Below are 20,273 nucleotides of genomic sequence, written 5' to 3'. Positions count from 1 at the left end.
GTCCAGCAGAGCGTTCGCCTTGCCTCTCGGCCGGAGCGTGACAGCAGATCTCAAAGCCCCCTGAGCGGAGCTCAGGGCACGTCGTATCGGAAGCCAACACAATGAATATAAAAACAAAGCTGACGTGTGCATTCGGCGCTCTCGCCGTCATCCCGGTGGCGCTGATCGCCTGCCTGGTGGTTTACAACCTCAACGAACAAGCCCGAGACGGCTTTGTGGATACTTCCAGCCGTGAAATTCGGCAGATCGACAATACGGTCAATGTCTTCCTCGACGCCATCGCGCAGAACGTCGCGCAATGGGCCGATGATCCGCAGATCGTCGAGACCAGGGAACTGAAGGTCTACACCGGCGAAACCGCGCCGAGCCTTCCGCTGTCGGAAGGCAGCCGGCAACTGCTCGAACGCTTCACCCGTTACGCCAAGGCCCACCCGACGACCTCTTTCGTCTCGATGGCGCGCACCGATGGCAACTACGTGGCCTGGCCCGACGAGCCGGACCTGAAGAACTACGACCCGCGCAAGCGCCCCTGGTACCAGTTGGCGGTCGCCAACCCCGGCAAGGTGATGCGTACCAGCGCTTACCTGTGGGGCAACGAAGCGCTGATCTGTACCGTGCGCACCATTCATGGCCCGGGCGGCGAGGTGCTCGGGGTGATGGGTACCGATGTGTCGCTGGGGCAACTGGCCGGATTCATCGGCAAGACCAAGCTCGGCGAAAGCGGTTACCTGATGCTGGTCGAGGACACCGGCGCGGTGCTGGTGGACCCGAGCAATCCCGCCAACGCCTTCAAGCAGCTCAAGGATCTTGGCAGCGACTACGCGCAACTGGCCGGTACCAGCAAGGGCCTGGTGGAAGTCGAGCTGGGTGGCAAGCGCTACATGGCCAATGTCTGGACTTCGCCGACCCTCGGCTGGCGCTTCATCGGCCTGATCGAGAAAAGCGAGGTCATGGCCGGCGTCACCAGCCTGACCTGGACCATCCTGGCCATCGCCCTGGTGCTCTCGGCGCTGTTCGCGGTGCTTGGTGCGGCATTCGCCAACGTGATCATCAAACCCATCAACGGGGTGTCCGGCAGTCTGGAGGACATCGCGCAAGGCGAGGGTGACCTGACCCGTTCGTTGCCGATCCAGGGCAACGACGAAACCGCGACCCTGGCGGGCTGGTTCAACCAGTTCCTCGAACGCATCCGCTCGCTGGTCCAGCGCATCGGCAACGCTTCCGCCGACCTGCAGAGCGCGTCGGAAACCAACAGCCGCGTCGCCTCGAACATGGGTGATGCCACCGGGCGCCAGCGTCAGGCGGTGGAGCTGGTGTCGACGGCCTTCAACGAGATGGTCGCCACCGCCAACGAGGTCGCGAAGTCCTGTACCCATGCGGCGACGTCCGCCGACACCGGGCAGCGTCAGGTCAGCGCCGGGCAGCAGCAGATCGAGCAGGCCACCAGCAGTGTTGCCCGCCTCAGCGAGAACCTGCTGCAGGCGACCGAAGCGATGCAGGAACTGGAGCGCGAAAGCCAGGACATCAACGCCATTCTCGGCACCATCCGCTCCATCGCCGAGCAGACCAACCTGCTGGCGCTCAACGCGGCGATCGAGGCGGCGCGGGCGGGCGAGCAGGGACGTGGTTTCGCCGTGGTCGCCGACGAGGTGCGCGCGCTGGCCAAACGCACCGCCGATTCCACCGGTGAAATCGATGGTCTGCTCGGTGGCCTGGCGCGGCGGGCGCAGGATGTCACCCAGCAGATGCGCAGCAGCCTGGACATGTCGCAGCAGAGCGTGGATTGCATTCGCGAGGCGCGGGACAGCTTCGAGGGCATTCGCGCGTCGGTGGACGTGATCCGTGACCAGAGCAATCAGATCGCCACGGCCGCGGAAGAGCAGCATCAGGTGGCCGAGGACATCAACCAGCACATCATCCAGATCCAGGCGGATGCGCAGTTGATCGAGGAGCTGGCCGGGTCGGCGCAGGCGGATTCGCGGCAGTTGAGCGAGTTGTCGCAGGAGTTCAGGAGCCTGGTGTCCAGATTCAGGACCTGAGTGATCGAGGCCTGCCGAGGGCTGCAAAGCAACCCTCGGCATCTCATCAGATCTGCATCGCCATCCCGTCCACATTCATCGCCGCCTGGCGCAAGGCCTCGGAGCGGGTCGGGTGCGGGTGGCAGATCAGCGCGATGTCTTCCGCCGAGGCGGAGAACTCCATCGCCACGCAGTACTCGCCGATCATCTCGCTGACACTCGGTCCGACCAGGTGGACACCCAGTACTTCATCGGTATTGGCGTCGGCGATGACCTTGGCGAAGCCCTCGGTCTCGTGGTTGATCTTGGCCCGGCTGTTGGCCATGAAGGGGAACTTGCCGACCTTGTAGGCGCGGCCCTCGGCTTTCAGCTGTTCTTCGGTCTTGCCCACGGTGGCCAGCTCCGGCTTGGTGTAGATCACCCCGGGAATCAGGCCGTAGTTCACTTCATGGGGCTTGCTGTGGATGCGCTCGATGCAGGCAATGGCTTCGTCCTCGGCCTTGTGCGCGAGCATCGGTCCGGAGGTGACGTCGCCGATGACCCAGACGCCCGGCACGCTGGTGCGATGCCCCTGATTCTCCAGCATGCCGCGCTTGTCGGTCTGCAGGCCGACGCTTTCCAGACCCAGGCCCTGGGTATACGGACGACGACCGATGGCGACCAGTACGTAGTCCGCCTGCAGGGTCTGCGCTTCACCGCCGGCGGCGGGTTCCAGGGTCAGGCTGACGCTGTCGGCCGATGGCGTGGCCTGGGTCACCTTGCTGCCCAGCTTGAAGCTCATGCCCTGTTTGGCCAGGGAGCGTTGCAGGGTCTTGGCGGTTTCCTCGTCGATGCCGGGGCAGATGCGGTCGAGGTACTCGATCACGGTGACTTCGGCACCCAGGCGACGCCATACCGAACCCAGCTCCAGACCGATCACGCCGGCACCGATCACCACCAGGTGCTTGGGTACTTGCGGCAGCGACAGGGCGCCGGTGGAGTCGATGATGCGCTGGTTGTCGATGGTCACGCCGGGCAGGGGAGTGGGTTCGGACCCGGTGGCGATGACGATGTCCTTTGCCTGATAGTGGCTGACGGCGCCCTGGTCGTCGGTCACCTGGACCTTGCCGACGCCATCCAGCTTGCCCCAGCCCTTGATCCAGTCGACCTTGTTCTTGCGAAAGAGAAACTCGATGCCCTTGGTCAGGCCGGTCACGCTTTCATCCTTCTGTTTCATCATCTGCGCCAGGTTCAGGCTCGGTTTGACCTCGATGCCGAGATGACCCAGTTCGCCGCTGGCAGCCGCCTCGTAGAGTTCCGAAGCATGCAGCAGGGCCTTCGAAGGCATGCAGCCGACGTTCAGGCAGGTGCCGCCAAGGGTCGCGCGGCCCTCGACGCAGGCCACGCTCAGGCCCAGCTGGCCGGCACGAATGGCGGCGTTGTAGCCGCCGGGACCGCCGCCGATGATGATGACGTCGTAGCTTTTCATTGTTGTGCTCCCGGATGAAGAATCGACAGTGGCGGCAAGGTTAATCGCTTGAATCGTGAATTGTATACAATTTCTGCTCTGTTCCGTCGCAAAGATCCCACCGCGACAGCCGCGACGATAGCGTCCGACTATGGTCTCGATAACCTGAAAGATCCTACGTATGAACTACCCTGTTTCGGTGACGTCCGAATGTATATATGGGGAGGCTCACTTCATGCTCGTGCAACTTCCACCGGCTCTGCAAAGCTTGCGTCTTCCGCTCCGTCTTCGCCTGTGGGACGGTCATGAGTTCGATCTGGGCCCACAGCCCCAGGTCACCATCATGCTCAAGGACCCCAGCATGATCAGCCAACTGGTCCATCCTGGCCTGGACGAACTGGGTACGGCGTTCGTCGAAGGCAAGCTGGATCTGGAGGGCACCATGAGCGAGGTCATTCGCCTGTGCGACGAGCTCAGCGAGGCCCTGCTCAAGGATGAAAAGGAAGAGCTCCCGGTACGCCGCCAGCACGACAAGGCCACCGACGCGGCGGCGATTTCCTACCATTACGACCTCTCCAACGCGTTCTATCAGCTGTGGCTGGACCGGGACATGGCGTATTCCTGCGCCTATTTCAGAACCCCTGACGACAGCCTCGATCAGGCCCAGCAGAACAAGTTCGACCACCTGTGTCGCAAGCTGCGTCTGCAGCCGGGCGACTACCTGCTGGATGTCGGTTGCGGCTGGGGCGGGCTGGCGCGTTTCGCCGCTCGCGAATATGGCGCTCGGGTCTTCGGTATCACCCTGAGCAAGGAGCAACTCAAGCTCGGTCGCGAGCGGGTGGCCGCGGAGGGCCTGGAGGCGCAGGTCGAACTGCAGATTCTCGACTACCGCGATCTGCCGCAGGATGGTCGCTTCGACAAGGTGGTCAGCGTGGGGATGTTCGAGCATGTCGGCCATGCCAACCTGGCGTTGTACAGTCAGCGCCTGTTCGGTGCCGTGCGCGAAGGTGGCCTGGTGATGAACCATGGCATCACCGCCAAGCACACCGATGGTCGCCCGGTGGGACGCGGCGCGGGCTCCTTCATCGAGCGCTATGTGTTTCCCCATGGCGAGCTGCCACACCTGTCGATGATCAGTGGCGCTCTCAGCGAGGCCGGGCTGGAAGTGGTGGATGTGGAAAGCCTGCGCCTGCACTACGCGCGCACGTTGAAAATCTGGAGCGACAACCTTGAAGCCTGTCTCGTCGAGGCCGCGACCATGGTGCCGGAACGGGCCCTGCGGATCTGGCGCCTGTATCTGGCTGGCTGCTCCTACGCGTTCTCCAGGGGCTGGATCAACCTGCACCAGATCCTTGCGGTGAAACCCAAGGCCGATGGCAGTCACGATCTGCCACTGACTCGCGAAGATCTCTACCGCTGATCAGAGGATCGGCGAAATCAGGCGCGCGATACGCATCCCCAACTGCTGCAGGCGATGCGTATCGCGGCTGTCTTCCGCGGTAATTTCCCGGGACTGTTCGAAGTCGTTGATCAGCATGGATTCCACCGTGCTGGCGAAGCCCTGGTCGATGGTGATCAGGGTGATCTCGAAATTCAGGCGGAAAGAGCGGTTGTCCAGGTTGGCGCTGCCGATGGCGGCGACGTCGTCGTCCACCAGCATCACCTTCTGGTGCAGGAAACCGGGCTGATAGCGGAACATCCGCACGCCGGCGCGTACCGCTTCGAAGGCGAACAGGCTGGAGGCGGCGTAGACGATGCGGTGATCCGGGCGTGACGGAATCAGGATGCGCACATCCACGCCACGCATGACCGCCAGACGCAGCGAGGCGAACACGGCCTCGTCGGGGATGAAGTACGGGCTGGTGATCCACACGCGGTGCTGCGCGGCCTGGATCGCATCGACGAAGAACAGCGAGCAGGTTTCCTGCGGATCGGCAGGACCGCTGGCGAGGACCTGACAGAGCAGGCCGTTGTCCGGGTAGGCTTCCGGCAGGATCAACGGTGGCAGCTTGCGTGCGGCCCAGTACCAGTCCTCGGCGAAGGATTCCTGCAGGCAGGCCAGCACCGGGCCGGTGACCTGTACATGGGTGTCGCGCCAGGGCGACAGGCGGAGATGGTCGCCGAGGTATTCGTCGCCGACGTTATGTCCGCCGAGGAAACCCTGTACCCCGTCGACCACGACGATCTTCCGGTGGTTGCGGAAGTTGACCTGGAAGCGGTTGAACCAGCCGCGCTTGGTGGCGAAGGCGCGGATCTCGACGCCCGCCTCGCGCAGGCTGTGGGTGTACTGGGCGGGCAGGGCATGGCTGCCTACCCGATCGTAGAGCACATAGACCTTCACGCCCTCGGCCGCCTTCTGCAGCAGCAGGGCGTGCAGGCGTCGGCCGAGCCGGTCGTCATGGATGATGAAGAACTGCACCAGTACCGTGTCGCGGGCCTGCTCGATGGCCTGGAAGATCGCCTCGAAGGTGGCCTTGCCATCGATCAGCAGACGCACCCGGTTGTTCGCCAGACAGGGCATGCGTCCGAGCTTGGGCAGGGCACGCAGGCCGGCGTAGGCGGGGGAGTTGCTGGCGGCCAGGGCTTCCTCGACCCAGGGTCGCCAGTTCAGGTCGGCCATGGCCACGTGCATTTCCTGGTTGGCCTGGCGCCGCGCCTGGATATAGGCATCGAAGGTGCGGCTGCCGAAGACCAGATAGGGGATCAGGGTCAGATAGGGGATGAACAGCAGCGACAAGGCCCAGGCGATCGAGCCTTGCGCGGTGCGCACGGTGAACACCGCATGCACCGCGGTGAGGGCGCCGATGAAGTGGATCGCGCCGATGAGGTAACCGAAGAACTGGGGGCTGTGGTAGTCCATACACGTCCTGCGTCGTCCGCCAACAGTCCTCTAACAGACCATGTTCCAGTCTAGTCTTGCAACCCAGGGGGCTTTTGGAAGTCAAAGCCACAGTCCGGCACAGGGCCGGAAATTTTCAGGAGTCGCAAGATGAACATTCGCGTGTCGGCGCTGGCGCTGCTGCTTGGCCTGTCGAGTCCCCTGGTTCAGGCGCAGATGCTGCAACCGGGATTGTGGGAGCTGACCACCAGCAATATGCAGGTCGATGGCAAGCCCCTGCCCGATATGGAATTCATGCTCGGCCAGTTGAAGAACCTGCCGCCCGAGCAGCGGGCCATGATGGAGGGGGTACTGGCCAAGCAGGGCATCAACGTGGCCGGCAAGGGCGTGCGCTCCTGCCTGACGCCGGAGCAGGTGAATACCAACGACATCCCCCTGCAGGATCCGCAGTCGGGTTGCACCCAGCGCATCACCGAGCGTACCGGCAAGATCTGGAAGTTCGAGTTCAGCTGTCCCAAGGCCCAGGGAACCGGTCAGGCGCAGTTCCTCAGTGACCGTGAATTTCTGACCACGGTGCAGGGCACTTTCAACGCCTCTGGCGTGCAGCAGCAGGGCAGCATGAACACCCGGGCGGTTTGGCTGGGCGCTGATTGCGGAACGGTCAAACCACGCAGTTAGTGGACGGTGCCGGGAACAGGGACGTTCCGCCTACCAGTTCCACTGGCTCTGGGCGACAGCGTCATGAGCGTGCAGGCTCTCGGCGTGTTCTACCCGCAATTGGAAGCCATCCACCGAGGCCAGCGCCCGCACTGCCAGGTGCAAGCGCCGCGCGGCGTCTTCGCAGAACATCAGGTTCTGTCCATTGGCCAGGGCGAACGCTTGTTCGTCAGCGCGCTTCACCGCCGTCTGCACGGCGGTGCCCAAGGCCGCTTCGGCCTGATCGATCAGTTCACGGATCGGTAAATCATCGCAATCGTCCTTCAAGCGTATGCGCAGTTTCGCGGTGCTGCGTTGGCTGTGCGGGGTGGCCACAATGCCGTGGGCACCGCCAAGCCAGCTCAGCACCTCCTCGTGAGTCAGACTGCGATTGCCGAAGTCGGTGAGAAATTGCTGCTGAATCAATTGCCTGGCCAGTGCGGCGGAACATGGGCAGGTCGACGAATAGACCACGTCCGTTGATAGTTCCACGTGGAACATTTCATTGGAAAGCCTGGCTTCGAGGATCACCGGGTAGCGTTTGAATCCGGACTCCGAGCTGACCAGCGCAGGTCTCTCCAGCAGCACCTCGAATCTCAAGGTGAGATAGGCACAGGTGGAAAGCCCCTCATGGCTGTCGAGGAACTGGCGCAGCACGCGGCGGATCAGCGAAATCGAGAGCGCTTCATCGTTGAATGCCGCCAGCGCCAGATACAGGCGCGACATATGGATGCCACGCGAATGGCCGTCGCTCAGGTCCACCCCGGCATCCGCGGTGGCGTTGAGGACATGCTGGTCAAGGCGAACAGGCAGGGCGATGCCGCACATGCCGACCCAGTCCAGTGGCAGGGAGTGCCTGCTGGCCTGGGCGGCGATATCGGGGAGGGTCAGGGAGGTCATGCTGCGAACCATGAAGTAGGACGTGACAATACGTTACATTATAACGATTCGATTGCCAGCACTTTTTCCCACCCGCTCACTGGCAACCGGTCAGCCGATTGCAGCGCACGCTGAATCGCTGGCCACTGGAACTGGAGACGCGGTTGAGCGTCGTCCAGCCCACCCGGCGGCTGTATCCGACCCACGCTTCGCCGTCGCTGGCCAGGCCGGTGTAGAAGGTGAGCTGACCATAGCGGCTGCTCGTCTGCGCCCAGCGCCTTTGGCTGGGCGCATCGTACCCGCGCAGATAGGTGGTCGGACCTTGCGTCTGCACGCTGTAGTAACTGCCGCCGCGATCGATGCAGGCCAGCAGGTTGGCGCTGCGCGTGCAGTTGGCGGGCTCGCTGCGCGGCATCGCCGCGTGGGCGCTGGTGACGCTGCAAAGCAGGGTTATCCACAACAGTGGTTGCCGTGATCTCATGAAAATCCTTTCACCCGCGTTCGAAGTGAGGACGGACAGGCGGTTGGCTAAAGTGCATTGTTATAATATAACATTCGTTCGATGCATCGTTCGAATGCACTTTGCCGTCCTGATGAGGAACCACGCCATGCCCGATCGTCTTCCTGTAACCGTGCTTTCCGGCTTTCTGGGTGCCGGCAAGAGCACGGTGCTCAACCATGTACTGCGCAACCGCGACAACCTGCGGGTGGCGGTGATCGTCAACGACATGAGCGTGATCAATATCGACGCCACCGAGGTGCAGCGCAACGTCAGTCTCAACCGCACCGAAGAAAAGCTGGTGGAAATGAGCAACGGCTGCATCTGCTGCACCCTGCGCGAGGACCTGCTGGAAGAAGTCGGCCGTCTCGCCGCCGAAGGCCGCTTCGACTACCTGCTGATCGAGTCCACGGGCATCGCCGAACCATTGCCGGTGGCCGAGACCTTCACCTTCCGCGACGACCAGGGGCGCAGCCTGGCCGAGATGGCGCGTCTCGACACCATGGTCACCGTGGTCGATGGCCTCAACTTCCTGCGGGATTACCAGGCCGCCGACAGCCTCGCTTCCCGTGGCGAAACACTGGGCGAAGACGATGAGCGTTCGATCAGCGACCTGCTGATCGACCAGGTGGAGTTCGCCGATGTCATCCTGCTGAGCAAGATCGACCTGATCAGCAGCCACGAGCGCGAAGAGTTGAGCGCCATCCTGCGTCGGCTCAACGCCCATGCGCGGATCGTGCCGATGGTCATGGGCCAGGTGGCGCTCAAGGACATTCTCGACACGGGCCTGTTCGACTTCGAGCGAGCGGCCAGCGCACCGGGCTGGCTGCGCGAACTGCGTGGCGAGCATGTGCCGGAAACAGAGGAATACGGCATCGCCGCGAGCGTGTGGCAGGCTCGTCGGCCATTGCACCCGCAACGCTTCTTCGACTTTATCCACAGGCCTTGGGTCAATGGCCGCCTGCTGCGTTCCAAGGGGTTCTTCTGGCTGGCCAGCAAGTACCAGGAAGCGGGCAGTTGGTCCCAGGCCGGCGGCATGATGCGCCATGGTTTCGCCGGGCGTTGGTGGCGCTTCGTACCCAAGGCGCAGTGGCCGGAGGATCCGCAGAGCACCGCGGCGATCCTGCAGCAATGGGATCCGGAGTGCGGTGATTGCCGTCAGGAACTGGTGTTCATCGGCCAGCACCTCGATGTACCGCGGCTGCACGCTGAACTGGATGCCTGCTTGCTCGACGATGACGAGATGGCCTTGGGTGCCGCCAGTTGGCTGCGCCTGGCGGACCCGTTCGGTGCCTGGCGTGACGCCGAGGAGGTGGCTTGATGCGGGTCGCCGAATCACTGTCGGTGGTGCGCCAGGCCTTTGGCGATACGCCGCAAGTGCTGGCTGAAGCGCTGCTCGATGGGGTCAACCTGGCGGTGTGGCAGCGTCGCTTGCCGGTGCATATCGAGGATTTCGCACACCTGCTGCTCTCGCTGAACGAACCCCTGGCCGACGCCCGTACCTTGGCGATTGGCCAGGACGGCACGGTGCCGCCGCTCGACGGGATCGCCAGCGCCTACGCCGATCTGGCCGGTTATGACGGCTTCATCGCCGACCTCGGCTGGCTGGTCGGCGCCTACGCCTGCCTGCTCGATGCCCGCAGCGTCGGTCTGCGCCTGCGGGTACTGGACAGTGCCATGTGCCCGCGTTTCCATGTCGACCATGTGCCGCTGCGGCTGATCACCACCTATGCCGGCCCGGCCAGCGAGTGGCTGGAAGAAGGCGCGGTGAATCGCCGGCGGCTGGCGCAGGAAGAGGTGGATCCCGTGTCCATCCGGCAACTGCTGTGTGGTGACGTCGCACTGCTCAAGGGCGAGAAATGGCTGGGCAACGAGGGGGCCGGGCTGGTGCATCGCTCGCCCTCTGTGGACAAGGGCAATCGGCGCTTGATTCTGACCCTTGACTGGCTGGCCTGAGCGCGGAGCATAGTGGCGGGGATTTCCCGCGAAACGGCCCATTTATGCTGCAGAACATTCCGACGCACCTGATTGCCGGCCCGCTGGGTGCGGGCAAGACCAGCCTGATCCGCCATCTGCTCGGCCAGCGCCCGGCCAATGAGCGCTGGGCCGTGCTGATCAACGAATTCGGCCTGATTGGCCTCGATGCGGCTCTGCTCAGTACCGACGACGCCGGAGTGAGCATGGGCGAGGTGGCCGGTGGCTGCCTGTGCTGCGTGAATGGCGCGCCGTTCCAGGTCGGCCTGGGCCGCCTGTTGCGCAAGGCGCGGCCGGATCGGCTGTTCATCGAACCGTCTGGCCTGGGTCATCCGGCGCAGTTGCTGGCGCAGTTGCGCTTGCCGCCCTGGCGCGGGGTGCTGGCGGTGCAGCCGCCCGTCCTGGTGCTCGATGCGCAGGCGCTGGCGGGTGGTGCCGAATTGCCCGAAGCCCAGGAACAGGCACTGGCGAGCGCCGGTCTGCTGGTAATGAACAAATCCGCTGCGGTGGATGAAGATCGGCGCCTGTGGATAACCTCGCGGCTGCCGAAAATACCCCTGCAATGGGTCGATCATGGGCATATCGACCTGGTGGATCTGCCGGTGGACCCTCTTTCCGCAGTGGATAACTCTGCTGTGGATAACACCGTTCGGGACGAAAAGGCGCCGATGGCGCCGCTGTGGACAGATCCGGCAGTGCCGTTATGCAGTTATCAACAGGCGCCGGACGGCTGGAGCATCGGCTGGCGATTTCATCCACAGCAACGCCTCGACACCGAGAGATTGCAGGTGTTTCTCGAAGGTCTGCCGTGGTGTCGGGCCAAGATGGTGGTGCACGGCAGGCAAGGTTGGCGCTCAGCCAATGTCCTTGCCGGCCAGGCATTGCACTGGGAGGAGAGTGCCTGGCGGCGGGATTCGCGGATCGAGCTGATTTTCGCCCAGGCCCGGGATCATGCCGTGCTGCAGCAGGGCATGCTCGGCTGCCGCCTGCTTGAGGATCACTGACGCCAGCGGTTGTGCTCCTGGCGCCACTGCTTCATTTCGATGACGTTGTCGCCATGCACCGGCGGCTTGATCTCGAACGGGTAGGGGGCCAGTTCGATCTGCACGCTGTGGGCGCCGAACTGGGTGACGGTGCCCGGGTGGCGCTGCTCGCCGGTCACGGTGAATTCGAAGTTGTAGATTCGCGCCAGGCGCTTGCGGCCGTTGGCATCCCGGACGAAGGCGATCTTCTTCAGGGCGACGGCGCCGTCGAGCAATTCGAGGTCGAGCTTGGCGCAATGCTGCTTGACCCGGTCCAGGGCCTTTTCCCGCAATCCATGGTTGTGCCACAGCCAGGCCGCCGCCGTGGCCAGGACCATCAACACCAGGATGTTTTCGAGGGTAACCATCTACACATGCTCCAACGAGGTGTGCCAGCTTAACTGCCACCATGCTCTGTCGTACAGGTGGCATTTGGCGCCATACTGCGCCCCTTGTCTGTCATTTCCATGGTTTGGACGTCCCGCATGAAACGCACACCGCACCTGCTCGCGATCCAGTCTCACGTCGTGTTTGGCCACGCCGGCAACAGTGCCGCTGTGTTTCCGATGCAGCGAGTCGGGGTGAATGTCTGGCCACTCAATACTGTGCAGTTCTCCAACCACACTCAGTATGGCCAGTGGACCGGGGAAGTGCTTGCGCCAGCGCAAATTCCCGCGCTGGTGGAAGGGATTAGCAATATCGGTGAGTTGGGCAATTGCGACGCAGTTCTGTCTGGCTACCTGGGCAGCGCCTCCCAGGGTCGGGCGATTCTCAGCGTGGTGCAGCGGATCAAGCAGGCCAATCCACGGGCGCTGTACCTGTGCGACCCGGTAATGGGGCATCCCGAGAAGGGCTGCATCGTGCCGGCGGAGGTCAGCGAATTCCTGCTGGAAGAGGCGGTGGCGGCGGCGGACCTGTTGTGCCCGAACCAGCTGGAGCTGGACAGTTTTGCCGGGCGTCGGGCGCGGTCGCTGGAGGACTGCGTCGGCATGGCGCGGGAGCTGTTGGTACGCGGGCCGAAGGCGGTGCTGGTGAAGCACCTGGCGTATCCGGGCAAATCCGCGGACGTGTTCGAGATGCTGCTGGTGACGGCGGAAGGCAGCTGGCATCTGCAGCGCCCGTTGCTGGCGTTCCCGCGGCAGCCGGTGGGCGTGGGCGACCTGACCGCCGGATTGTTCCTGGCTCGTCTGTTGTTGGGCGATGAGCTGGTGGCGGCGTTCGAGTTCAGCGCCTCGGCGGTGCATGAGGTCCTGCTGGAGACCCAGGCTTGCGGCAGCTATGAACTGGAAGTGGTGCGGGCGCAGGACCGCATCGTGCATCCGCGGCTGCGTTTCGAGGCGCGGCGGATCTGAAATCTTCGCGGGGGCCGCGCGCCCTCCGAAACATCACCGAATGGGGACCGCTGTGCGGTCCTTTCGCTGTGGTTCGTCACACGACAAGCCAGCGCCCACGGAGGGCGCGGCAAGCTCAGTCCGAATCGGTCTCGGTCTTCAATTCCTGATAGCGCTTCTCCAGCTCCTGGCGAATCAGGCGCCTTTGCTTGCCCTGCAGGAAGCGGCGTTTCTCCTCGCTGGTCTGCGGCTCGCGCTGCGGTACCGGCACCGGTTTGCGCTGGTCGTCCAGGGCCACCATGGTGAAGAAGCAACTGTTGCTGTGGCGCACCGAGCGTTCGCGGATGTTCTCGGTCACCACCTTGATGCCGACCTCCATCGAGGTGTTGCCGGTGTAGTTGACCGAGGCCAGGAAGGTCACCAGCTCGCCGACATGCACCGGCTCGCGGAAGACCACCTGATCCACCGACAGCGTCACCACGTAGCGCCCGGCATAGCGGCTGGCGCAGGCATACGCGACTTCGTCGAGGTACTTGAGCAGGGTGCCGCCGTGGACATTGCCAGAGAAGTTGGCCATGTCCGGGGTCATCAGGACGGTCATCGACAGTTGGGCGTTTCCAGGTTCCATAGTGTGCTCACGGTGAGGTTGCGCTGAAGCGGGGCGGCGCGATGCGGGCGCTTCTTCCCCATGTGGACTGCCATCTTGAAACGGGACGCCGGCAGCGTACCTGCCGTCACGTGGTTCACGCCATTAACGACGATGAAAGTGCCGATCTGTTTCTACATATTGCGTAGACATTTTGCACGTGATGGCGATGTTACCCTGCGGAAACGGCCCCGCCATGAGGCCATTTCTTACATTTAAAACAGAAATTTCCGCAGCTCTATCAGACCTGACGGTCGGACTGCGTTTGTTCTTCGTGATGGAGATAAGGAGCGTCCGCCGTGCATGCCATCAGCTTTATCCAGGATCTGGCGGTGATCATGCTGGTAGCCGGTGTGGTCACCATCCTCTTTCACCGTCTCAAGCAGCCGGTTGTCCTTGGCTATATCGTCGCCGGCTTCATCATCGGCCCGCACACCCCGCCCTTTGGCCTGATCCACGACGAAGACACCATCAAGACCCTGGCCGAACTCGGGGTGATCTTCCTGATGTTCTGCCTCGGCCTGGAATTCAGTCTCGGCAAGCTGTTCAAGGTGGGTGCGACGGCGTTCATTGCGGCCTTCCTGGAAATCGTCCTGATGATCTGGATCGGTTTCGAGATCGGGCGCTGGTTTGGCTGGAGCACCATGGATTCGCTGTTCCTCGGCGCGATCCTGGCAATCTCTTCGACCACCATCATCGTCAAGGCGCTCAACGACCTGAAGATGAAGAACGAGCGCTTCGCCCAGCTGATCTTCGGCGTGCTGATCGTCGAGGACATCCTCGGCATCGGCATCATCGCGCTGCTCTCGGGCATTGCCGTCAGCGGCACGGTCAGTTCCGGCGAAGTGTTCTCCACGGTGGGCAAGCTTTCGCTGTTCATGATCGTCGCGCTGGTGGTGGGCATCCTCCTGGTGCCGCGGTTGCTGGCCTATGTGGCGAAGTTCGAAAGCAACGAGATGCTGCTCATCACCGTACTCGGCCTGTGTTTCGGTTTCTGCCTGCTGGTGGTCAAGCTGGAGTACAGCATGGTCCTCGGTGCCTTCCTGATCGGCGCGATCATGGCCGAGTCGCGTCAGCTGATGAAGATCGAGCGCCTGATCGAGCCGGTGCGGGACATGTTCAGCGCGATTTTCTTCGTCGCCATTGGCCTGATGATCGACCCGACGGTGCTGGTGGAGTACATCTGGCCGATCGTGGTGATCACCATCGCCGTGGTGCTGGGCAAGATGCTCTCTTGCGGTATGGGTGCCTTCATCGCCGGCAACGATGGCCGTACCTCGCTGCGCGTCGGGATGGGGCTGTCACAGATTGGCGAGTTTTCCTTCATCATCGCGGCCCTTGGCATGACCCTGCAGGTCACCAGCGACTTCCTCTATCCGGTGGCGGTAGCGGTCTCGGCCATTACTACGCTGCTGACGCCCTATCTGATCCGCGCGGCGGATCCGCTCTCGCTGCAGTTGGCGAAAGTGGTGCCGAGCCGCCTGGCGCGGGTGCTTTCGCTGTACGGCGAATGGCTGCGCAGCATTCAGCCCCAGGGCGAGGGCGCCATGCTGGCGGCGATGATCCGGCGCATCCTGCTGCAGGTCGGGGTCAATCTGGCGCTGGTGGTGGCGATCTTCTTCAGCGGTGGTTACTTCGCCACGCAGATCGGCGCCTACCTGAACGACTGGCTCACCGATGTCGGCCAGCAGAAGGCATTGATCTGGGGGCTGGCGCTGCTGTTGTCGCTGCCGTTCCTGATCGCCGCGTATCGCAAGCTCAAGGCACTGTCGATGCTGCTGGCGGAGATGGGGGTCAAGCCCGAAATGGCCGGGCGGCATACCCAGCGCGTGCGGCGGGTGATCGCCGAGGTGATCCCGCTGATCTCCTTGCTGGTGATCTTCCTGCTGCTTTCGGCACTGTCGGCGAGCATCCTGCCGACCGCCGAGCTGTTGCTGCTGATCGCGGTGGTGGCGGCTGGCGTGGTGGCGTTGTTATGGCGCTGGTTCATCCGCGTGCACACGCGGATGCAGATCGCGCTGCTGGAAACCCTGGAGAACCAGAAGGAACACCATCACTGAGGCGCGCAGCGCACCGGCTTGTGCCGCCACTGTGCCCAGGCCGCGGCCCAGCCGTTGGCATGGTCGACACCGGGCAGCCTTACCACCTCCAGGCAATCCGCCGGGCCGAGGGTGCGGCGGTAGTGTTGGTAAAGGATGGGCGGCACGGTGCGATCTTCGAAGCCGATGAAGTGTCGTTGCGCCACATGGCGCAGGCGTTCGGCGCGGTCCAGGGGTTCCAGCGAGCCGCGCAGCGGAGTCAGGTCGAGTGACTTTGCCCATTGCCGCGGGCTGAGATTGCCCGCCAGGGTCTGGACCACGGCGATGTCGTTGCGTTGCGCGGCCAGCAGCAGGGCCAGCGCGGCGCCGCCGGAATAGCCGATCAGTTCGAAATCCCGATTGCCGTATTGCGCGCGCACCCGGTTCAGGGCCTGGTCGAGGCTGTCGAGCACTGCCTGGCCGAAGCGTTGGTCGGTCCAGACCTGCGGGTTGCACGCCGGCGCACTGACGAACTGGCACGGGCGGGCGAGGTAGAGGCTGGGCTGCGGGTCGGTGACGGCCAGGCGGGCCATCAGCAGGTCGCGCGGGCTTGGGTCCAGGCTCGGTTGCGAGGCGGTGGCCCAGGCGCGGCCATCGCCTTCGAGGTAGACGCGCAGGCGCGGGCTGGAAGGCTTGCTGACCGGCACGCTCATGGCCAGGGGAAACGGGCGGGTTGGCTGGGTGACGAAATGGTGAGCGTGTTGGCTGCTCAGGTTCTGCAACTGGCTGAGGGGGGATTGGCAGGCGGAAAGTGCCAGTAGCGCAAGTAGCAGGAGATATCGGTGCAACATCGCGATCTCTTGGGGCCGCGTTGCGGCCTTTCGCGGGCAAGCCGCGCTCCTTCGGGAGGAGCGCGAAGCGGTCCCGAAATCCTTGGAGGCTTCTTGTGCGAGCGGGACGAATGTCCGAGGGGATGGAGCGGTAGCGACCCGCCACGCACAGGAAGGCGTGGCGATTCTACGAACATTGATGGCTCAGGGCCATGATTTTTCCAGGGGAAATGATTCAGCTTTCCAGCCAGACGTCCCGCGCCCAGTGCCAGACCGATTCCCAGCTTTCCTCGGTGACGATCTCTTCCTCCGCGGACCACAGCACCACGGTGCCGTCTTCCTCGACGCAGTAGTAGTCGTCGCCGTCCTGGCAGATCGGGATCAGGTCGCGCGGCACGCCGGCATCCCAGGCGTTGGCCGCCACGTCCGGCAGGTAGGTGTGGGATTGCGGGTCGGTGACGGTGACCGGCTCCAGGCTGCCGTAGACCACGTCGCTGACGGTGAGGAGGAATTCCTTGAAGACGAACGGGATGTTGATGAACAACTGCTCTTCGATCTCTACCAGCAGGTCTTCGTCGGGCAGCTCGAGCGGTACCGGTACCGGCTCGTTGGCTTCACGAAGCTGTTCAATGACTTCTTCCACGGTTCGCGTCCTCTATGTCCTGGCCTTTTGGAAACGTTGCGCGTTATACCCTAGTAGGGCAGTGCGCTAAAAGCAAAACCCCGGGCAAGCCCGGGGTTTTTTCTGCAAAGCCTCAAGATCAGCCGTTCTGGCGGATCCCCGCGACCAGCCAAGGCTGGTTTTCGCCCTGGGCGCGCTCCATGTTCCAGCTCTCGCTGAACACTTCGCCCTGGTCGAAACGGGAGGACTTCGACACACCGCTGAAGGTCAGGGTGGCGATGGTCTTGTCGGCGCGATCGTCGACGCCTTCCAGTTGCACATCGAGATTGTCGATGTAGGTGGACTGGAAGTTGTCACCCAGCTCGGCACGCTCGCGTTTCAGGAACTCCATCATCTGTGGGGTCACGAACTCGGCGATCTTGTCCATTTCGTTGGCGTCCCAGTGCTGTTGCAGCGACTGGAAGTGGTTGCGCGCGGCAGCCAGGAAGCTCTGCTCGTTGAACCAGGCCGGAGCGTTGATCACCGGACGGGCAGCGGCGGCGGAACCACCGAAGACCGACGGCTGGGCAGGCTGCTCGTAGGCTTCGCGCTGGTAGGCCGGGTGGCCGGCGGCGGCCATTTGCGGCTGCTGCTGTTTGCGGCGACGGGCGGCAATGAAGCGGAAGACCAGGAACGCGATCAGCGCCATGATCAGGATGTCGAAGATCTGCATGCCTTCGAAGCCATCACCCATCAGCATCGAGGCGAGCAGGCCACCGGCGGCGATGCCGGCCAGTGGGCCGAGCCACTTCGAGGCACCGCTGGCGGCGGCGGGAGCACGGCCTGGCGCGGTCGGGGTGGCGGCAGGGTTGGCAGGGGCGGCCTGACGGGCCTGGTGCGTCGGCGCGGCGCCAGAGCTCTTGCCGCCGCCGAAGCGCTTGGCGTTGGCGTCGAGGCTCATGGTGAGACCGATGCACAGCGCCAGGGCGATGCTGAGAAAACGTTGCATAGAAGGGTATTCCCGTTTTGTGGATTACACGCGCGCCATGGTGCACAAGTTCAGGGGCGCATGACAGCGACAAGATGTTTCTATCTTTTGCCTGAAATTTCTGACTGCCTACACAGGATGCTGTAGGCCTTTCTTTACGTGGGTGAAAGAAAGGCCTACGCCGGCGGTCGGATTTATCCGTTAGATGGCTTCGAGCTTGGCATAGCCGAGCATCAGCCACTTGCTGCCCTCGGAGAAATTCACCTGGACCCGGGCCTGGGCACCGGAACCTTCGAAGTTGAGGATCACGCCCTCGCCGAACACCGCATGCTGCACCCGCTGACCCAGATTGAAGGCGGTCTGCGGAATGCTGGCATTGGCGAACAGGCTGCTGACGGTCTGCTTGGCCCCGGCGAATGGCCGGCTGACGCTGTTGGACAGGCGTACTTCCTGAACCAGCCCGGCGGGAATCTCGCGGACGAAGCGCGACACCTTGTTGTAGGTCTCGCTGCCGTAGAGACGGCGGGTTTCCGCGTAGGTCAGCACCAGGTTCTGCATGGCCCGGGTCACGCCGACGTAGGCCAGGCGGCGTTCTTCTTCGAGACGACCGGGCTCTTCCAGGCTCATCTTGTGCGGGAACAGGCCTTCTTCCATGCCGACCAGGAACACATAGGGGAATTCCAGGCCCTTGGCGCTGTGCAGGGTCATCAGTTGGATGCTGTCTTCGTGCTCGTCGGCCTGGGCATCGCCCGCTTCCAGCGAGGCGTGGCCAAGGAAGGCCGACAGCGGCGAGAGGTCGGCATCTTCGTCGCTGGCTTCGAAGTTGCGCGCGGCGCTGACCAGCTCCTCAAGGTTTTCCACCCGGGCCTGGCCTTTTTCGCCCTTTTCTTCCTGGTGATAGACGATCAGCCCGGATTGCTCGATGACCGTCTGGGTCATCAGGTGCAGTGGCATGTCGAGGACCTTGGCGGCGAGGTTCTCGATCAGTTCGATGAAGGCCCCCAGGGCACTGGCGGCGCGGCCCTTGAGGGCCTTGTTGGCCAGCAGCTGGAGCATGGCTTCCCACATCGACAGCTGGGCATGGCGGGCATGCTCACGGATGCTTTCGACGGTCTTTTCACCGATGCCCCGCGGTGGCACGTTGATCACCCGCTCCAGCGCCGCATCGTTGCCGCGACCTTCCAGCAGACGCAGGTAGGCCATGGCGTTCTTGATCTCGGCGCGCTCGAAGAAGCGCTGGCCACCATAGATGCGGTACGGGATGCGCTCGCGCAGCAGCGCCTCTTCCAGCACCCGCGACTGGGCGTTGGAGCGATAGAGGATGGCGATATCGCTGCGTGCCAGGCCGGTCTTCAGCGCGCTCTCGATGGTTTCCACCACGTAGCGGGCTTCGTCGTGTTCGTTGAAGGCGGCATAGAGGCTGAGCGGTTCGCCGTCGCCATCCTCGGTCCACAGTTCCTTGCCCAGGCGCCCGCTGTTGTTGGCGATCAGGGCGTTGGCGGCCTTGAGGATGCCGGCGGTGGAGCGGTAGTTCTGCTCCAGGCGGATCAGTTCGGCGTCGGGGAAGTCGCTGGAAAACTGCTGGATGTTCTCGATGCGCGCACCGCGCCAGCCGTAGATCGACTGGTCGTCGTCGCCCACCACCATCAGGCTGTCGCCGCCCTGTGCCAGCAGGCGCAACCAGGCGTACTGCACGGCGTTGGTGTCCTGGAACTCGTCCACCAGCAGGTGGCGGAAGCGCCGCTGGTAGTGCTGCAGCAGGCCCGGATGGTCGCGCCACAGGTCCAGGGCACGCAGCAGCAGCTCGGAGAAGTCGATGACCCCGGCGCGCTGGCAGGCGGCCTCGTAGGCCTCGTAGATGCTGCGCATGGTGCCGAGGAACAGGTCGCCGTTGACCTGGATGTGCTGCGGGCGCAGGCCTTCGTCCTTCTGCCCGTTGATGAACCACTGCGCCTGGCGCACCGGCCAGCGCTGTTCGTCGAGGCCGAGGTCGCGGATCACCCGTTTGACCAGGCGGCCCTGATCATCGCTGTCGAGGATCTGGAAATTCTGGTTCAGCCCGGCTTCCTGCCAGTGCGCGCGCAACAGGCGATGGGCCAGGCCGTGGAACGTGCCGACCCACATGCCCGCCGGGCTGATACCCAGCAGTTGTTCGATGCGATGGCGCATCTCGGCGGCGGCCTTGTTGGTGAAGGTCACCGACAGGATCGAGTGCGGCGAAGCCTGCTCGACCTGGATCAGCCAGGCGATGCGGTGCACCAGCACACGGGTCTTGCCGGAGCCGGCACCGGCCAGGACCAACTGACGCCCGACCTGCGCGGCTACGGCCTGGCGCTGGGCGTCGTTGAGGGAGTTCAACAGGAGAGAGAGATCGTCGTGCATCCGCCCATTCTATGGGGGCAATGGATCCCTGGGCAAACCCGCCCGGCAAAAAGAAGCCGGTCGCGACCATCCGGTCATCGGCTGCAGCCCTTGGCCCGCGCGC

18 protein-coding genes and 1 pseudogene are annotated in these 20,273 nt (G+C 63.6%); 9 read left to right on the top strand and 10 right to left on the bottom strand.

Annotation, left to right across the window (positions count from 1 at the left end; genetic code table 11):
• Positions 1-101: 101 nt before the first annotated feature.
• Both CHB99_RS30495 and CHB99_RS30490 read left to right on the top strand, forming a co-directional pair.
• Positions 102-1,181: pseudogene (locus CHB99_RS30495) on the top strand (cache domain-containing sensor histidine kinase); the annotation flags it as partial.
• A 90-nt stretch (positions 1,182-1,271) separates the two neighbouring features.
• Entirely contained in the window at positions 1,272-2,039 is a 768-nt protein-coding gene (locus CHB99_RS30490; RefSeq protein ID WP_428977837.1) for a methyl-accepting chemotaxis protein, read from the top strand.
• A gap of 46 nt (positions 2,040-2,085) precedes the next feature.
• On the opposite strand, the gene lpdA is transcribed toward CHB99_RS30490, so the two are convergent.
• Positions 2,086-3,486: a dihydrolipoyl dehydrogenase gene (gene lpdA, locus CHB99_RS04590; RefSeq protein ID WP_042121636.1), complete on the bottom strand. Its 1,401-nt coding sequence runs from the start codon at positions 3,484-3,486 to the stop codon at positions 2,086-2,088.
• Positions 3,487-3,700: 214 nt separating this feature from the next.
• Between lpdA and cfaB the strand changes: the two genes are divergently transcribed.
• Positions 3,701-4,885, top strand: coding sequence for a C17 cyclopropane fatty acid synthase CfaB (gene cfaB / locus CHB99_RS04585; protein WP_042121634.1), 1,185 nt, complete (start codon positions 3,701-3,703; stop codon positions 4,883-4,885).
• On the opposite strand, the gene cls is transcribed toward cfaB, so the two are convergent.
• Positions 4,886-6,325: a cardiolipin synthase gene (cls, locus tag CHB99_RS04580; protein WP_042121632.1), complete on the bottom strand. Its 1,440-nt coding sequence runs from the start codon at positions 6,323-6,325 to the stop codon at positions 4,886-4,888. It lies immediately after the preceding gene.
• A 129-nt stretch (positions 6,326-6,454) separates the two neighbouring features.
• Between cls and CHB99_RS04575 the strand changes: the two genes are divergently transcribed.
• Positions 6,455-6,982: a DUF3617 domain-containing protein gene (locus CHB99_RS04575; protein WP_042121631.1), complete on the top strand. Its 528-nt coding sequence runs from the start codon at positions 6,455-6,457 to the stop codon at positions 6,980-6,982.
• A 30-nt stretch (positions 6,983-7,012) separates the two neighbouring features.
• Here CHB99_RS04575 and folE2 read toward each other — a convergent pair whose 3' ends face one another.
• Both folE2 and CHB99_RS04565 read right to left on the bottom strand, forming a co-directional pair.
• The gene (folE2, locus tag CHB99_RS04570; RefSeq protein ID WP_042121698.1) at positions 7,013-7,900 is read right to left on the bottom strand and encodes a GTP cyclohydrolase FolE2; all 888 of its coding nucleotides are present in this window, start codon (positions 7,898-7,900) and stop codon (positions 7,013-7,015) included.
• 76 nt (positions 7,901-7,976) lie between these two features.
• Entirely contained in the window at positions 7,977-8,360 is a 384-nt protein-coding gene (locus CHB99_RS04565) for a hypothetical protein (RefSeq protein WP_042121630.1), read from the bottom strand.
• Between the two features lie 127 nt (positions 8,361-8,487).
• Here CHB99_RS04565 and zigA point away from each other — a divergent pair, with 127 nt between their 5' ends.
• Genes zigA through CHB99_RS04550 form a run of 3 tightly spaced genes read left to right on the top strand, consistent with a single transcriptional unit; the run spans position 8,488 to position 11,356 of the window.
• Positions 8,488-9,699, top strand: a complete 1,212-nt coding sequence (zigA, locus tag CHB99_RS04560; protein ID WP_042121629.1) for a zinc metallochaperone GTPase ZigA — start codon at positions 8,488-8,490, stop codon at positions 9,697-9,699.
• Positions 9,699-10,334, top strand: a complete 636-nt coding sequence (locus CHB99_RS04555) for a DUF1826 domain-containing protein (RefSeq protein WP_042121628.1) — start codon at positions 9,699-9,701, stop codon at positions 10,332-10,334. Before zigA ends, CHB99_RS04555 begins: the two co-directional genes overlap by 1 nt.
• A 44-nt stretch (positions 10,335-10,378) precedes the next feature.
• Entirely contained in the window at positions 10,379-11,356 is a 978-nt protein-coding gene (locus CHB99_RS04550) for a CobW family GTP-binding protein (RefSeq protein WP_042121627.1), read from the top strand.
• On the opposite strand, the gene CHB99_RS04545 is transcribed toward CHB99_RS04550, so the two are convergent.
• Positions 11,350-11,742 carry a DUF3301 domain-containing protein gene (locus CHB99_RS04545; RefSeq protein ID WP_042121626.1) on the bottom strand — a complete coding sequence of 131 codons (393 nt, stop codon included), beginning with the start codon at positions 11,740-11,742 and terminating at the stop codon, positions 11,350-11,352. The genes CHB99_RS04550 and CHB99_RS04545 overlap by 7 nt on opposite strands.
• 117 nt (positions 11,743-11,859) lie before the next feature.
• Between CHB99_RS04545 and pdxY the strand changes: the two genes are divergently transcribed.
• Positions 11,860-12,726, top strand: coding sequence for a pyridoxal kinase PdxY (pdxY, locus tag CHB99_RS04540; RefSeq protein ID WP_042121625.1), 867 nt, complete (start codon positions 11,860-11,862; stop codon positions 12,724-12,726).
• A 115-nt stretch (positions 12,727-12,841) separates the two neighbouring features.
• Here the strand turns inward: pdxY and CHB99_RS04535 are convergent, their stop codons facing one another.
• On the bottom strand, positions 12,842-13,333 hold the full coding sequence (locus CHB99_RS04535; RefSeq protein ID WP_042121624.1) for an acyl-CoA thioesterase: 492 nt from the start codon (positions 13,331-13,333) through the stop codon (positions 12,842-12,844).
• Positions 13,334-13,650: 317 nt separating this feature from the next.
• On the opposite strand from CHB99_RS04535, the gene CHB99_RS04530 reads away from it, so the two are divergent.
• Entirely contained in the window at positions 13,651-15,411 is a 1,761-nt protein-coding gene (locus tag CHB99_RS04530) for a cation:proton antiporter (RefSeq protein WP_042121623.1), read from the top strand.
• Here the strand turns inward: CHB99_RS04530 and CHB99_RS04525 are convergent.
• The 4 genes from CHB99_RS04525 to uvrD all read right to left on the bottom strand — a co-directional run bounded on the left by CHB99_RS04525 (position 15,405) and on the right by uvrD (position 20,170).
• Positions 15,405-16,220 (bottom strand): hypothetical protein, encoded by an 816-nt coding sequence (locus CHB99_RS04525; RefSeq protein ID WP_042121622.1) that lies wholly within the window; start codon positions 16,218-16,220, stop codon positions 15,405-15,407. The two genes, CHB99_RS04530 and CHB99_RS04525, sit on opposite strands and share 7 nt — an antisense overlap.
• 214 nt (positions 16,221-16,434) lie before the next feature.
• On the bottom strand, positions 16,435-16,842 hold the full coding sequence (locus CHB99_RS04520) for an SMI1/KNR4 family protein (protein WP_042121621.1): 408 nt from the start codon (positions 16,840-16,842) through the stop codon (positions 16,435-16,437).
• Positions 16,843-16,960: 118 nt separating this feature from the next.
• Positions 16,961-17,809: a Tim44 domain-containing protein gene (locus CHB99_RS04515; protein ID WP_042121620.1), complete on the bottom strand. Its 849-nt coding sequence runs from the start codon at positions 17,807-17,809 to the stop codon at positions 16,961-16,963.
• A 180-nt stretch (positions 17,810-17,989) separates the two neighbouring features.
• Positions 17,990-20,170 (bottom strand): DNA helicase II, encoded by a 2,181-nt coding sequence (uvrD, locus tag CHB99_RS04510; protein ID WP_042121619.1) that lies wholly within the window; start codon positions 20,168-20,170, stop codon positions 17,990-17,992.
• Positions 20,171-20,273 lie beyond the last annotated feature (103 nt).

Origin of the sequence: Pseudomonas japonica (genome assembly GCF_900188455.1) — a bacterium.
Classification (GTDB): domain Bacteria; phylum Pseudomonadota; class Gammaproteobacteria; order Pseudomonadales; family Pseudomonadaceae; genus Aquipseudomonas; species Aquipseudomonas japonica.
The sequence above is the reverse complement of the archived record's forward strand: the minus strand, read 5'-3'. Positions and strand labels throughout refer to the sequence as shown.

What these genes read in the sequence shown, in the direction of transcription:
- CHB99_RS04515 (WP_042121620.1), bottom strand. Translation starts at nt 17,809, where the DNA reads ATGCAACGTTTTCTCAGCATCGCCCTGGCGCTGTGCATCGGTCTCACC.
- CHB99_RS04575 (WP_042121631.1), top strand. Translation starts at nt 6,455, where the DNA reads ATGAACATTCGCGTGTCGGCGCTGGCGCTGCTGCTTGGCCTGTCGAGT.
- CHB99_RS30490 (WP_428977837.1), top strand. Translation starts at nt 1,272, where the DNA reads ATGGGTGATGCCACCGGGCGCCAGCGTCAGGCGGTGGAGCTGGTGTCG.
- cls (WP_042121632.1), bottom strand. Translation starts at nt 6,325, where the DNA reads ATGGACTACCACAGCCCCCAGTTCTTCGGTTACCTCATCGGCGCGATC.
- folE2 (WP_042121698.1), bottom strand. Translation starts at nt 7,900, where the DNA reads ATGACCTCCCTGACCCTCCCCGATATCGCCGCCCAGGCCAGCAGGCAC.
- uvrD (WP_042121619.1), bottom strand. Translation starts at nt 20,170, where the DNA reads ATGCACGACGATCTCTCTCTCCTGTTGAACTCCCTCAACGACGCCCAG.
- CHB99_RS04555 (WP_042121628.1), top strand. Translation starts at nt 9,699, where the DNA reads ATGCGGGTCGCCGAATCACTGTCGGTGGTGCGCCAGGCCTTTGGCGAT.
- pdxY (WP_042121625.1), top strand. Translation starts at nt 11,860, where the DNA reads ATGAAACGCACACCGCACCTGCTCGCGATCCAGTCTCACGTCGTGTTT.
- zigA (WP_042121629.1), top strand. Translation starts at nt 8,488, where the DNA reads ATGCCCGATCGTCTTCCTGTAACCGTGCTTTCCGGCTTTCTGGGTGCC.
- CHB99_RS04565 (WP_042121630.1), bottom strand. Translation starts at nt 8,360, where the DNA reads ATGAGATCACGGCAACCACTGTTGTGGATAACCCTGCTTTGCAGCGTC.
- CHB99_RS04545 (WP_042121626.1), bottom strand. Translation starts at nt 11,742, where the DNA reads ATGGTTACCCTCGAAAACATCCTGGTGTTGATGGTCCTGGCCACGGCG.
- CHB99_RS04550 (WP_042121627.1), top strand. Translation starts at nt 10,379, where the DNA reads ATGCTGCAGAACATTCCGACGCACCTGATTGCCGGCCCGCTGGGTGCG.
- lpdA (WP_042121636.1), bottom strand. Translation starts at nt 3,486, where the DNA reads ATGAAAAGCTACGACGTCATCATCATCGGCGGCGGTCCCGGCGGCTAC.
- CHB99_RS04525 (WP_042121622.1), bottom strand. Translation starts at nt 16,220, where the DNA reads ATGTTGCACCGATATCTCCTGCTACTTGCGCTACTGGCACTTTCCGCC.
- cfaB (WP_042121634.1), top strand. Translation starts at nt 3,701, where the DNA reads ATGCTCGTGCAACTTCCACCGGCTCTGCAAAGCTTGCGTCTTCCGCTC.
- CHB99_RS04535 (WP_042121624.1), bottom strand. Translation starts at nt 13,333, where the DNA reads ATGGAACCTGGAAACGCCCAACTGTCGATGACCGTCCTGATGACCCCG.